Annotated in this window: 13 protein-coding genes; 8 read left to right on the plus strand and 5 right to left on the minus strand. The window is 54.9% G+C overall.

Translation table 11 applies throughout. From position 1 onward, the window contains the following. Positions 1–37: 37 nt before the first annotated feature. Complete coding sequence (gene deoD / locus ACVXHP_RS13435; RefSeq protein WP_000224864.1) at positions 38–757, plus strand: purine-nucleoside phosphorylase; 720 nt, start codon at positions 38–40, stop codon at positions 755–757. Between the two features lie 93 nt (positions 758–850). Here the strand turns inward: deoD and lplA are convergent, their stop codons facing one another. Together lplA and ACVXHP_RS13445 are read right to left on the minus strand one after the other, a co-directional pair. Further along, on the minus strand, positions 851–1,867 hold the full coding sequence (gene lplA, locus ACVXHP_RS13440; protein WP_447571635.1) for a lipoate--protein ligase LplA: 1,017 nt from the start codon (positions 1,865–1,867) through the stop codon (positions 851–853). Between the two features lie 15 nt (positions 1,868–1,882). Continuing rightward, positions 1,883–2,518, minus strand: a complete 636-nt coding sequence (locus ACVXHP_RS13445) for a YtjB family periplasmic protein (protein ID WP_038637011.1) — start codon at positions 2,516–2,518, stop codon at positions 1,883–1,885. Between the two features lie 116 nt (positions 2,519–2,634). Here ACVXHP_RS13445 and serB point away from each other — a divergent pair, with 116 nt between their 5' ends. The 3 genes from serB to nadR all read left to right on the plus strand — a co-directional run bounded on the left by serB (position 2,635) and on the right by nadR (position 6,419). Next, positions 2,635–3,603, plus strand: a complete 969-nt coding sequence (gene serB / locus ACVXHP_RS13450) for a phosphoserine phosphatase (protein WP_038637014.1) — start codon at positions 2,635–2,637, stop codon at positions 3,601–3,603. A gap of 60 nt (positions 3,604–3,663) precedes the next feature. Then, complete coding sequence (gene radA, locus ACVXHP_RS13455; RefSeq protein ID WP_001728171.1) at positions 3,664–5,046, plus strand: DNA repair protein RadA; 1,383 nt, start codon at positions 3,664–3,666, stop codon at positions 5,044–5,046. 140 nt (positions 5,047–5,186) lie between these two features. Further along, positions 5,187–6,419, plus strand: a complete 1,233-nt coding sequence (gene nadR / locus ACVXHP_RS13460) for a multifunctional transcriptional regulator/nicotinamide-nucleotide adenylyltransferase/ribosylnicotinamide kinase NadR (RefSeq protein ID WP_042312507.1) — start codon at positions 5,187–5,189, stop codon at positions 6,417–6,419. An 82-nt stretch (positions 6,420–6,501) separates the two neighbouring features. Here the strand turns inward: nadR and ettA are convergent, their stop codons facing one another. Next, on the minus strand, positions 6,502–8,169 hold the full coding sequence (ettA, locus tag ACVXHP_RS13465) for an energy-dependent translational throttle protein EttA (RefSeq protein WP_200008498.1): 1,668 nt from the start codon (positions 8,167–8,169) through the stop codon (positions 6,502–6,504). Between the two features lie 211 nt (positions 8,170–8,380). Between ettA and sltY the strand changes: the two genes are divergently transcribed. Both sltY and trpR read left to right on the plus strand, forming a co-directional pair. Continuing rightward, complete coding sequence (sltY, locus tag ACVXHP_RS13470; protein WP_447571636.1) at positions 8,381–10,318, plus strand: murein transglycosylase; 1,938 nt, start codon at positions 8,381–8,383, stop codon at positions 10,316–10,318. A gap of 89 nt (positions 10,319–10,407) precedes the next feature. Next, on the plus strand, positions 10,408–10,734 hold the full coding sequence (gene trpR / locus ACVXHP_RS13475) for a trp operon repressor (protein WP_137360207.1): 327 nt from the start codon (positions 10,408–10,410) through the stop codon (positions 10,732–10,734). Between the two features lie 55 nt (positions 10,735–10,789). On the opposite strand, the gene yjjX is transcribed toward trpR, so the two are convergent. Further along, entirely contained in the window at positions 10,790–11,305 is a 516-nt protein-coding gene (yjjX, locus tag ACVXHP_RS13480) for an inosine/xanthosine triphosphatase (protein ID WP_038637026.1), read from the minus strand. 52 nt (positions 11,306–11,357) lie between these two features. Between yjjX and gpmB the strand changes: the two genes are divergently transcribed. Next, positions 11,358–12,005, plus strand: a complete 648-nt coding sequence (gpmB, locus tag ACVXHP_RS13485; protein ID WP_069324097.1) for a 2,3-diphosphoglycerate-dependent phosphoglycerate mutase GpmB — start codon at positions 11,358–11,360, stop codon at positions 12,003–12,005. On the opposite strand, the gene robA is transcribed toward gpmB, so the two are convergent. Continuing rightward, the gene (gene robA, locus ACVXHP_RS13490; RefSeq protein WP_200008502.1) at positions 12,002–12,871 is read right to left on the minus strand and encodes an MDR efflux pump AcrAB transcriptional activator RobA; all 870 of its coding nucleotides are present in this window, start codon (positions 12,869–12,871) and stop codon (positions 12,002–12,004) included. The two genes, gpmB and robA, sit on opposite strands and share 4 nt — an antisense overlap. Before the next feature lie 211 nt (positions 12,872–13,082). On the opposite strand from robA, the gene creA reads away from it, so the two are divergent. After that, a complete protein-coding gene (creA, locus tag ACVXHP_RS13495; RefSeq protein ID WP_003018998.1) occupies positions 13,083–13,556 on the plus strand; it encodes a protein CreA in 474 nt (157 codons plus the stop codon). Positions 13,557–13,567: the final 11 nt, after the last annotated feature.

Here is a 13,567-nt window from a genome sequence, read left to right on the forward strand (position 1 = left end):
CCGCCATCAGGCAATAACAACAAGATAAGGATAAAAGATGGCAACTCCACATATTAATGCAGAAATGGGTGATTTCGCTGACGTCGTATTGATGCCGGGCGACCCGCTGCGTGCAAAACATATTGCTGAAACTTTCCTCGAAGATGTTCGTGAAGTGAACAACGTTCGCGGCATGTTAGGTTTCACCGGGACTTACAAAGGCCGTAAGATCTCCGTGATGGGCCACGGTATGGGTATCCCGTCCTGCTCCATCTACACCAAAGAGCTGATCACCGATTTCGGCGTGAAGAAAATCATTCGCGTCGGCTCCTGTGGCGCTGTGCGCATGGACGTCAAACTGCGTGACGTGGTGATCGGCATGGGCGCCTGCACCGACTCCAAAGTGAACCGTATCCGTTTTAAAGATCATGACTTCGCGGCTATCGCTGACTTCGACATGGTACGTAACGCGGTTGATGCGGCAAAAGCGCTGGGCGTAGACGCGCGCGTGGGTAACCTGTTCTCCGCAGACCTGTTCTACTCTCCGGACGGCGAAATGTTCGACGTGATGGAAAAATACGGCGTACTGGGCGTGGAAATGGAAGCGGCGGGTATCTATGGCGTTGCGGCTGAGTTCGGTGCGAAAGCGCTGACCATCTGCACCGTGTCCGACCATATCCGTACCCACGAGCAGACCACTGCCGCTGAGCGTCAGACGACCTTCAACGACATGATCAAAATCGCGCTGGAATCCGTTCTGCTGGGCGATAAAGAGTAAGTCTGTGTTATGCCCGGTGGCGCTGCGCTTACCGGGCCTACAGAGGCTCGCGATCGTAGGCCGGATTAGGCGTAGCCGCCATCCGGCAATCAGTTAGCGTACCGCTTTGACAATCCACGCCGACAGTTCCCGCAGTTCTTTTTCCTGCTCCGGGAAATCAACCAGTAGCGCCTCGCACTCCTGTTGCAGCATATCCGCGCGATACAAACACCCTTGCAGCCGCCCCGCCAGCGCTTCCAGTGGCGCGGGATTGAGGCTGTCGGTAAAGACCTGTGCCCGGGTGATATGACCTTTTTCGACGTCGAAATGTAGCTCGACGCCGCCCCAGGTGAAACGCTCGTCCAGCAAATGTGAGAATGCCGGTGCCTGGCCGAAATTCCACTCCCAACTGCTCTGGCGCGCAAAGGTTTCGGCAAAATTCGGCAGATCCGGCGTTTTATCCGGGGATATCACTTCCGCTTCGACGCGTTCGCCGTAATGGGCGAAAAAGGCGTCCGTGACCGCCTGGCACACCTGTTCATGGGTGATGCCCGGTAATAGCTCGGTAAGATTGGCCACGCGGGAGCGAACGGAGGTAATCCCTTTCGCCGCGAGTTTCTTTTTATCCGGATTCAGATAGTTCGCCAGGCGGCTGAGGTCAGCATTCAGCAGCAGCGTACCGTGATGAAAGCCGCGATCTTTGGTTTCGCGATAGGCTGAACCGGAGACTTTGCGATCGCCGTCCGGCGTTTTCACCACCAGATCGTTGCGTCCCGAAGCATCGGCCATGACGCCCAATGAATTCAAGGCGTTGAGCACAATAGTGGTGGAGATGGTTTTATCGTATTCCGGTTTGCCGGCCATAAAGGTAAAGCAGGTATTACCTAAGTCATGGAATACCGCGCCGCCGCCGCTGCTGCGACGGGCGAGCCGCACGTTATCCTCTTCCATACGGCGGGTATTACACTCTTTCCACGGGTTTTGCGCCCGGCCAATCACCACCGTATCGGCGTTACGCCATAAGAACAGAACGCGCTGCGTAGCGGGCATCTGGCGAAATATGCACTCTTCAACCGCCAGGTTAAACCACGGATCGTAAGAGTCTGAGATAAGCAGACGCAGGGTAGTCATAGCGATTTCCTTTTCTTAATCATCTTTATCTTCTTCCTGCACCGGTTTGTTGGCGGTGAGCAGGAACGGCGATTGCTGCCAGCGGGTGCGCTTACCTTGCAGTAATGTCCGGGTCAGCACCACGCCAATCGCCAGTGACAGGAGCAGCATAAGGCGTAGAATGTTGGTGGTGTTATCCACCTGTTTGGCCTCGGTGGCGAGCGTGTGGGTATCCAGCGTCAGGCGCAGATAGCCCAGTGGACCATTTTTTCCTTGAATGGGTTCGACAATCTGCTGGTTAAAATAGCCCCCGGCTTTTTTACCGTCCAGCGCCAGTCGGTCACGAACGTTAACGCTCTCACCGGTACGGGTAATCAGGTCACCCTGTTCATCGTACACGCCCGCATCCAGAATACGGCTACTTTCCGTCAACTGCGTGAGCACTGCTTTAATGCGCTTTTCATCCGGCGTTTCGGTATGCATCAGCGGCGCGACGTTTAATGCGACCTGGCGAGCCAGCGTGCGGGCCAGCTCTTCCAGTTGCGGATTACGTTGTTGCTGGTGGCTTTGACTAAACCAGGATGCGCCCTGCATCAGGGCGACGAGCAGCGCCAGGCAGGACAATACAATCACTGCACGATGTAGTCGAAATTTCAGTTTTGTGCGAGCCATATTCCACCTGCTGAAAATTTGAGACTTAATGTTGCCAGAAGCGCTGGTTACAGGGTAGCCTCATGCGTTATTTTCCCCTGGATGATTCCGACCCGAACGATTTTACAGGAGCTTTAATGCCTAACATTACCTGGTGCGATCTACCTGAAGATGTCTCTCTGTGGCCAGGTCTGCCCCTCTCTTTAAGTGGCGATGAAGTCATGCCGCTGGATTACCACGCGGGCCGTAGTGGCTGGCTGCTGTATGGTCGCGGGCTGGATAAACAACGTCTCACGCAATACCAGAGCAAACTGGGCGCGGCGATGGTGATCGTGGCCGCCTGGTGCGTTGAAGATTATCAGGTGATTCGCCTGGCGGGTTCGTTAACGCCGCGTGCGGCAAAACTGGCGCATGATGCCAAACTGGATGTTGCGCCATTAGGCAAGATTCCACATCTGCGTACGCCGGGTTTGCTGGTGATGGATATGGATTCAACGGCTATCCAGATCGAGTGCATTGATGAAATCGCGAAGCTGGCTGGCACCGGTGAGATGGTTGCCGAAGTTACCGAACGTGCGATGCGCGGTGAGCTGGACTTTACCGCCAGCCTACGCAGCCGTGTGGCAACGCTGAAAGGCGCGGATGCCAATATTCTGCATCAGGTACGCGAAAATTTACCGTTGATGCCTGGCCTGACTCAACTGGTGTTGAAACTGGAAACGCTTGGCTGGAAAGTGGCTATCGCCTCCGGCGGGTTTACTTTCTTTGCGGATTATCTGCGTAATAAGTTACGTCTGACGGCGGCTGTTGCAAACGAGCTGGAGATCATGGACGGGAAATTTACCGGCAATGTGATCGGCGATATCGTCGATGCGCAGTACAAAGCCAATACGCTGACCCGTCTGGCGCAAGAGTATGAGATCCCGATGGCGCAGACGGTGGCGATCGGCGACGGCGCGAACGATCTGCCGATGATCAAAACCGCAGGGTTGGGCATTGCGTATCATGCCAAACCAAAAGTGAATGAAAAGACAGAGATTACTATCCGTCACGCCGATCTGATGGGGGTGTTCTGCATTCTCTCCGGCAGCATGAACCAGAAATAGTTTTGATGCCGGATAAGCGTCAGCGTCATCCGGCAACAGCGTTAACGAAAGAGGTAAAACGTGGCAAAAGCTCCAAAACGCGCCTTTGTTTGTAATGAATGCGGGGCCGATTACCCGCGCTGGCAGGGGCAATGCAGCGCCTGCCAGGCCTGGAACACCATTACCGAGGTGCGCCTTGCCGCGTCGCCGACGGTGGCGCGTAACGAGCGGCTCAGCGGCTATGCCGGGAATGCGGGTGTCGCAAAAGTGCAGAAGCTGTCTGACATCAGCCTGGAAGAATTGCCGCGTTTTTCCACCGGATTTAAAGAGTTTGACCGCGTGCTGGGCGGCGGTGTGGTGCCCGGCAGCGCTATTCTGATTGGCGGTAACCCCGGCGCGGGCAAATCGACGTTGCTGCTGCAAACGCTGTGCAGGCTCGCCGAACAGATGAAAACGCTGTACGTCACTGGCGAAGAGTCGCTACAGCAGGTGGCGATGCGCGCGCATCGGCTTGGCCTGCCGACGGCGAATCTGAACATGCTGTCGGAAACCAGCATCGAACAAATTTGCCTGATTGCCGAAGAAGAACAGCCGAAGCTGATGGTGATCGACTCCATTCAGGTGATGCACATGGCGGATATTCAGTCTTCGCCGGGCAGCGTGGCGCAGGTGCGCGAAACGGCAGCTTACCTGACGCGCTTTGCCAAAACGCGCGGCGTGGCGATTGTGATGGTAGGTCATGTGACTAAAGACGGATCGCTGGCGGGGCCAAAAGTGCTGGAGCACTGTATCGACTGCTCGGTACTGCTCGACGGCGATGCCGACTCTCGATTCCGTACCCTGCGTAGCCATAAAAACCGCTTTGGCGCGGTGAATGAGCTGGGTGTTTTTGCCATGACCGAGCAGGGCCTGCGTGAAGTCAGCAACCCTTCCGCTATCTTCTTAAGCCGAGGTGATGAAGTCACTTCCGGCAGTTCGGTGATGGTGGTCTGGGAAGGCACGCGTCCGCTGCTGGTAGAGATACAGGCGCTGGTCGATCATTCAATGATGGCGAACCCGCGTCGCGTGGCGGTCGGTCTGGAACAGAACCGTCTGGCGATTCTGCTGGCGGTGCTGCATCGTCACGGCGGCTTGCAGATGGCGGATCAGGACGTGTTCGTCAACGTGGTGGGCGGTGTCAAAGTGACGGAAACCAGCGCCGATCTGGCGCTGCTGCTGGCAATGGTCTCCAGCTTACGTGACAGACCGTTGCCGCAGGATTTAGTGGTCTTTGGCGAAGTAGGGCTGGCGGGCGAGATTCGCCCGGTGCCGAGCGGCCAGGAGCGTATTTCTGAAGCGGCGAAGCATGGTTTCCGTCGGGCGATTGTGCCTGCCGCCAACGTCCCGAAAAAAGTACCGGAAGGGATGCAGGTTTTTGGCGTGAAAAAGCTTGCAGATGCGCTAAGCGTGTTTGACGACTTATAATCCTCTGTATGCAGTGATGTTGTATAATTTGCCGGATGGCGACGCAATGCGTCTTATCCGGCCTACGGATTGATGTTGTAGGCCTGATAAGCGAAGCGCCATCAGGCAGTGTTACGCGATTTTTCCAGCAGGAGGCTCTTGTGTCATCGTTCGACTATCTCAAAACCGCCATAAAGCAAAAGGGCTGTACCCTGCAACAGGTGGCGGATGCCAGTGGCATGACCAAGGGATATTTAAGCCAACTGCTGAATGCCAAAATCAAAAGCCCCAGCGCGCAAAAGCTGGAGGCGTTGCACCGTTTTCTCGGGCTGGAGTTTCCGCGCCAGCAGAAAAATATCGGTGTGGTATTCGGTAAGTTTTATCCGCTGCACACCGGCCACATCTATCTTATCCAGCGCGCCTGTAGTCAGGTCGATGAGCTGCATATCATCATGGGTTATGACGATACGCGCGATCGCAGCCTGTTTGAAGACAGCGCCATGTCGCAACAGCCGACGGTGCCCGATCGTTTACGTTGGTTGCTGCAAACATTTAAGTATCAGAAAAATATCCGAATTCATGCCTTCAACGAAGAGGGCATGGAGCCGTATCCGCACGGTTGGGACGTGTGGAGCAACGGTATCAAAACGTTTATGCAGGAGAAGGGGATCCAGCCAAACTGGATCTACACCTCTGAAGAGTCAGATGCTCCGCAGTATCTGAAACATCTGGGGATCGAAACGGTGCTGGTGGATCCGAAACGGACGTTTATGAACATCAGTGGCGGGCAAATTCGCGAAAACCCGTTTCGCTATTGGGAGTATATTCCCACCGAAGTGAAGCCGTTTTTCGTGCGCACCGTGGCGATCCTCGGCGGGGAGTCGAGCGGAAAATCCACGCTGGTGAACAAGCTCGCCAATATCTTTAACACCACCAGTGCGTGGGAATACGGGCGTGATTACGTCTTCTCCCATTTAGGTGGCGACGAGATGGCGTTGCAATATTCCGACTACGATAAGATCGCCCTCGGACAAGCGCAATACATTGATTTTGCTGTCAAGTATGCCAATAAAGTGGCGTTTATCGATACCGATTTCGTGACCACTCAGGCATTCTGTAAAAAATACGAAGGGCGTGAACACCCGTTTGTGCAGGCGCTGATTGATGAGTACCGTTTTGACCTTGTGATCCTGCTGGAAAACAACACGCCATGGGTGGCGGATGGTTTGCGTAGCCTTGGCAGCTCGGTTGACCGAAAAGCGTTTCAGTCGCTGCTGGTCGAGATGCTGCAGGAAAACAATATCAATTTCGTGCACGTTCAGGAGCCTGACTACGATGGCCGATTCCTGCGCTGCGTGGAGTTGGTGAAAGAATTGATGGGTGAGCAGGGTTAGGTTTTAATGCCGGATGGCGCCGCGTTTATCCGGTCTACAAGTCGTACTAACCTCGTAGACCGGATACGGCGCTTAACGGTAGTTACTTAGAAATACGCTTGTACTTGATACGCTTCGGCTCCAGCGCATCCGCGCCCAGCGTGCGTTTCTTATACTCTTCGTATTCGGTAAAGTTACCTTCGAAGAACTCCACTTTACCTTCATCCTGGTAATCCAGAATATGGGTCGCGATACGGTCGAGGAACCAACGGTCGTGCGAGATAACCATCGCGCAGCCCGGGAACTCCAGCAGGGCGTTTTCCAGCGCGCGCAGGGTTTCGATATCCAGGTCGTTGGTCGGTTCATCGAGCAGCAGCATGTTGCCGCCAACCTGCAGCAGCTTCGCCAGGTGCAGACGACCGCGCTCACCGCCGGACAGCTCGCCCACGCGTTTACCCTGATCGACGCCCTTGAAGTTGAAGCGGCCCACGTAGGCGCGGCTTGGCATTTCGGTGTTGCCGATCTTCATGATATCCAGCCCGCCGGAAACTTCTTCCCACACGGTTTTGCTGTTATCCATTGCATCACGGAACTGGTCAACGGAGGCCAACTTCACGGTTTCGCCCAGCGAGATGGTGCCGCTGTCAGGCTGTTCCTGACCGGACATCATACGGAACAGGGTCGATTTACCCGCGCCGTTCGGTCCGATGATGCCGACGATAGCGCCTTTCGGAACAGAGAAGCTCAGGTCATCGATCAGCACGCGATCGCCGTAGGATTTACGCAGATTAGTGACTTCAACGACTTTATCGCCCAGACGCGGTCCCGGTGGGATAAACAGTTCGTTGGTTTCGTTACGTTTCTGATATTCGGTGTTATTCAGCTCTTCAAAGCGTGCCAGACGGGCCTTGCCCTTAGACTGACGGCCTTTCGCGCCCTGACGCACCCACTCCAGCTCTTTCTCGATAGATTTACGACGAGCGGCTTCCTGAGAAGCTTCCTGCGCCAGACGCTGATCTTTCTGCTCCAGCCAGGAGGAGTAGTTGCCTTCCCATGGAATACCTTCGCCGCGGTCCAGCTCCAGAATCCAACCCGCAACGTTGTCGAGGAAGTAACGGTCGTGGGTAATCGCCACGACGGTACCTTCGAAGTCGTGCAGGAAGCGTTCCAGCCAGGCGACGGATTCGGCGTCCAGGTGGTTAGTTGGTTCGTCGAGCAGCAGCATATCTGGTTTTTCCAGCAGCAGGCGGCACAGCGCGACGCGGCGGCGTTCACCACCGGAAAGGTTCTCGATTTTGGCATCCCAGTCCGGCAGACGCAGGGCGTCAGCGGCACGCTCGAGCTGCACGTTCAGGTTATGGCCGTCGTGCGCCTGGATAATTTCTTCAAACTTGCCCTGTTGCGCGGCCAGTTTATCGAAGTCGGCGTCCGGTTCTGCGTACTTGGCATACACTTCGTCCAGGCCTTTCAGGGCGTTAACCACCTCGGCCACCGCTTCTTCAACGGATTCGCGGACGGTGTGTTCCGGGTTCAGTTTTGGTTCCTGCGGCAGGTAACCGATTTTAATGCCAGGCTGTGGGCGAGCTTCGCCTTCGATATCGGTATCAATGCCGGCCATGATGCGCAGCAGGGTAGATTTACCCGCGCCGTTCAGACCGAGTACACCAATTTTGGCGCCAGGGAAGAAGCTCAGTGAGATGTTTTTAAGAATATGACGTTTCGGCGGTACGACTTTGCCGACACGATGCATGGTATAAACGAATTGGGCCACGTTGGACTCGCCTCTATGTTTATCGTGATGATGAATAGTTATCAAAGGCGAAGTGTAGCCTTTTTCATTGCCCAATCCCAGCCAGCAGATCTCACTCGCAACAAAAGTAAAAAAGTGTCCGTGACGTGGCGCATTCTGCAATGTCTGGTTAGCATGAATGAATTAAGCGGCATGATGCTGCACAGACGTAACATGACAAGAGGAAGAGCTTGTGGACAAAGCCAAACAATTTACCTGGCGCCTGCTGGCGACCAGCGTATGTCTGCTGACGGTCAGTCAAGTGGCGCGAGCCGATTCCCTGGATGAGCAGCGCAATCGCTACGCGCAAATTAAGCAGGCCTGGGATAACCGACAGATGGATGTCGTGGAGCAGATGATGCCCGGCCTGAAGAACTATCCTCTGTATCCCTATCTGGAATATCGTCAGATCACTGACGATCTGATGAATCAGCCGACTATTACCGTCACCAATTTTGTGCGCGCCAACCCGACGCTGCCCCCAGCACGTACCCTGCAATCGCGTTTTGTGAATGAACTGGCGCGACGGGAAGACTGGCGTGGACTGCTGGCGTTTAGCCCGGAAAAACCGGGCACCACGGAAGCACAATGTAACTATTACTTCGCGAAATGGAGTACTGGACAAACCGAAGTGGCCTGGCAGGGCGCGAAAGATCTGTGGTTGACCGGGAAAAGCCAGCCGAACGCCTGTGACAAATTATTCGGCGTGTGGCGCGCCTCAGGCACTCAGGATCCGCTGGCTTATCTGGAGCGTATCCGTCTGGCGATGAAAGCCGGTAATACCGGACTGGTCACGGCATTGGCCGGGCAGATGCCTGGGGAGTACCAGACGATTGCGTCGGCGATCATCGCTCTGGCTAACGATCCAAACACCGTAATGACCTTTGCGCGCACCACTGGCGCTACAGATTTCACCCGACAGATGGCGGCAGTGGCTTTTGCCAGCGTGGCGCGTCAGGATGTCGAAAACGCCCGCCTGATGATCCCCTCTTTGGTGCAGGCGCAGCAGTTAAATGACGAACAGACTCAGGAACTGCGCGACATCGTCGCCTGGCGTCTGATGGGCAATGACGTCACCGACGAGCAGGCGAAATGGCGTGATGATGCGATTATGCGCTCAAATTCTACCTCGCTTGTGGAGCGTCGCGTGCGGATGGCGCTGGGAACCGGCGATCGTCGCGGCCTGAATACCTGGCTGGCACGTCTGCCGATGGATGCCAAAGAAAAAGATGAATGGCGCTACTGGCAAGCGGATCTGCTGCTGGAGCGCGGACGCGAGGCAGAAGCGAAAGAGATCCTGCATCAACTCATGCAGCAGCGCGGTTTCTACCCGATGGTGGCGGCGCAACGCCTCGGCGAAGAGTACGAGCTGAAGGTGGATAAAGCCCCAGCTAACGTTGACTCTGCGCTGACTCAGGGACCGGAAATGGCCCGCGTACGCGAGCTGATGTACTGGAATCTGGATAATACCGCGCGCAGTGAATGGGCAAATCTGGTCACCAGCCGCACGAAGTCTGAGCAGGCGCAGTTGGCGCGCTACGCGTTTAACAATCATTGGTGGGATCTGAGCGTACAGGCCACGATCGCCGGTAAGCTGTGGGATCATCTGGAAGAGCGCTTCCCGTTGGCCTATAAAGATCTGTTTACCCGCTATACCAGTGGGAAAGATATTCCGCCAAGTTATGCGATGGCGATTGCGCGTCAGGAAAGCGCCTGGAACCCGAAAGTGAAATCGCCGGTTGGCGCCAGTGGGCTGATGCAGATTATGCCGGGCACCGCGACGCACACGGTGAAAATGTTCTCGATTCCGGGTTACAGCAGCCCGAGTCAGCTGCTGGATCCTGATACCAACATCAACATTGGCACCAGCTATCTGCAGTATGTTTATCAGCAATTTGGCAATAACCGCATCTTTGCGTCGGCGGCCTATAATGCCGGACCGGGGCGCGTGCGCACCTGGCTGGGTAATAGCGCAGGTCGTATTGATGCCGTGGCGTTTGTCGAAAGCATTCCGTTCTCAGAGACGCGTGGTTATGTGAAGAACGTGCTGGCTTACGATGCCTACTATCGTTATTTCCTTGGCGATAAACCGGAACTGATGAGCGACGCAGAATGGCAACGTCGTTACTGATCGCATCGGTTGTGTTATGCTATCGTACTCGTTAAAGAGTACAAAAGGGGGAGGCAAGCACGCTTCCCCCACAACGATGGCGATATCTTATGACTCAGCAATCACCCTATTCAGCAGAGATGGCAGAACAGCGTCACCAGGAGTGGTTACGTTTTGTCGACTTACTTAAACACGCCTATGAACAAGATTTACATCTGCCGCTGCTCAATTTGATGCTGACGCCGGATGAGCGCGAAGCGTTGGGCACGCGCGTGCGTATCATTGAAGAGCTGTTGCGCGGCGAGATGAGCCAGCGCGAGCTGAAAAATGAGCTTGGGGCGGGTATCGCCACCATTACGCGCGGTTCGAACAGCCTGAAATCCGCGCCGGTGGATCTGCGCCAGTGGCTGGAGCAGATACTGCTCGGGAAAAATTGATCCGCCGGATGCGGCTTTGCCTTATCCGGCCTACGATTGAACATCCGGCACAATGCTATAAATACACCGCGTTATGAAACGGACTGAGCGCCAGAATTACCGCCTGGTGGTAGACGCTCGAGCGCGTCAGCTTACCCGCGGTAAACACGCCAATCGCGCCCTCTTTACGACCAATCTCATCAATACCTGTGTACTGCGACATCACCGGACCAAGCGCTTCCCCCTGGCGGACTCTGTCGAGAATGACGGCGGGCAGCGGCAGCGTGGCCGATCGCGCTTCACCGCGCTGAACGCCGTTATCAATTACCACCCAACTGAAGGTGGCGTCATCGTCAATTCCAGCTTCAATGGCTACCCAGAAATCAGCTTGTGGATGCAGGCGGCGCGCATTATCCACGCGATTTCGTGCGCCAGTGCGCGTTTCCTGGCTTCCAAAAGGCTGTTCCGGTACGCCGCTCTCGACGGCGACGGGTTCGATATGGCAGGATCCTTCCCCGAAAATCTCTTCAAATGCCCGGAGAATTGCCTGAATTTTGGCAGGATTGGTGGTAGCAGAGATAACCTTGTGCATAATAAAGCTCAGTTTGAAAATTCATCGCATCGCAGTATAACGGAAAAAAAGCATGTTACAGGTATACCTTGTTCGCCATGGTGAAACGCAGTGGAACGCCGAGCGACGTATTCAAGGCCAGTCAGACAGCCCACTGACCGCTAAAGGTGAGCAGCAGGCCATGCAGGTTGGTGAACGCGCCCGCTCGTTGGGTATTACGCATGTCATCAGCAGTGATTTAGGTCGTACACGACGCACCGCAGAAATCATCGCCCAGGCCTGTGGTTGTGATATCACTTATGACTCCCGGCTGCGTGAACTGAATATGGGCGTGCTGGAAAAACGTCATATCGACACGCTGACGGCAGAAGAAGAGGGTTGGCGTCGCCAGTTGGTGAACGGTACGGTTGATGGGCGTATTCCTGAAGGGGAATCGATGCAGGAGCTGAGCGATCGCGTGAATGCGGCTCTGGCAGCCTGCCTGGACCTTCCGCAGGGGAGCCGCCCGCTGTTGGTGAGCCACGGTATCGCGCTGGGCTGCCTGGTGAGTACGATTCTGGGATTGCCGGCATGGGCCGAACGTCGCTTGCGTCTGCGCAATTGCTCAATTTCCCGCGTTGATTACCAGGAAAGTTTATGGCTCGCGCCGGGATGGGTGGTTGAAACGGCAGGGGATATCTCACATCTGGACGCCCCTGCGTTGGATGAGCTGCAGCGTTAGCGGCGAATCGGTATCAGGAATTCGCAGCGCAGGTTGATCGGGCGATCTCCCGCTTTGGCATCTTCTGCCGGGTAGTATCGCTCGATATCCTGCCCTTTACGGCGGGTCAGGTTTAGCATCGGCATGCAGGTGCCGTACACCGTCAGGATAAACTCCTGTACGCCGGTCCCCAGCCCTTCATAGGTAAACATCACGTACTCGCCGCCCTGCAGCAGGATTGGCTGCGCCGACGGTACATAGCCATTGGCTTGTTCCGGCGTCAGTGCCGTAGTGTAAAACACCTCCTGCTCGTCATCTTTTTCAATGCTCGGGCGCGTTTCGTTAAGCCCGTACAGCACCGGCGGGATCGCGGGGGCATGAGCAAGGAAGTCGCGCCAGAACTGAACACGCATTTCATGACGGAAATCTGAAATCTGTTCCAGCGAGCAGGAATAACTTTGCGTGGTGCCAAGCAGTTGCGTATCTTCCAGCGTCACAAATTCATGCGCAGGCATGGCAAATTCACCGAGTCGCATTGGCGGGCGAATACCAAAAGCGCTCCATTCTGGCGAGCGGCGATACAGCGCTGGCGTCTGGGAAAACTGTTTCTTGAACGCGCGGGTAAAGGTTTGTTGAGAGTCGAAGCGGTATTGCAGGGCAATATCCAAAATAGGGCGCGCAGTCAGGCGAAGCGCCACTGCGGATTTCGATAAACGACGGGCGCGGATATAGGCGCCAATAGCATGGCCCGTCACGTCCTTAAACATTCTCTGCAGGTGCCACTTGGAATAGCCTGCTTTTGCCGCCACATTGTCAAGCGACAAAGGCTGATCCAGATGACCTTCCAGCCAGATTAATAGGTCGCGAATAATGCCAGCCTGATCCATAAAATATCCTCATCCTTTCAACAACGAGTACCTGACGTCAGGTATGAGGATAATAGCATTTTTTGTTGTTTTAGCATTCAGTGTTTTTTTTGCTCATAAATGCTTTTTTTGGACATTCGAAAGCGTGATTATTGTAATCCTGTGATCTGTATACGTTTTATCTTAGAATGTCGAATAATTACCCAGCGTAACTTTTAAGAATGGTAACAATATGAAATATAAGAGCTTAGTCATTTCCTCAATTCTGCTGATGTTGGCGCAGGTCGCCCATGCGGAACAGATTGGATCTGTCGATACGGTGTTCAAAATGTTTGGGCCGGACCATAAAATTGTGGTCGAGGCGTTTGACGATCCGGATGTCACCAATGTGACCTGCTACGTGAGTCGTGCCAAGACCGGCGGCATCAAAGGTGGGCTGGGGCTGGCTGAGGATACTTCTGATGCCGCCATCTCCTGCCAGCAGGTAGGGCCGGTGGAACTGAGCGACAGAATCAAGAACGGTAAAGCACAAGGCGAAGTGGTGTTTAAAAAACGTACCTCTCTGGTGTTTAAATCCTTACAGGTCGTACGTTTTTATGACGCAAAACGTAATGCGCTGGCCTATCTGGCCTATTCAGATAAAGTGGTCGATGGATCGCCCAAAAATGCCATCAGCGCGGTGCCCATTATGCCGTGGCGGCAATAACAAGGAAGCAA

This window comes from Citrobacter freundii complex sp. 2025EL-00176 (genome assembly GCF_053309355.1).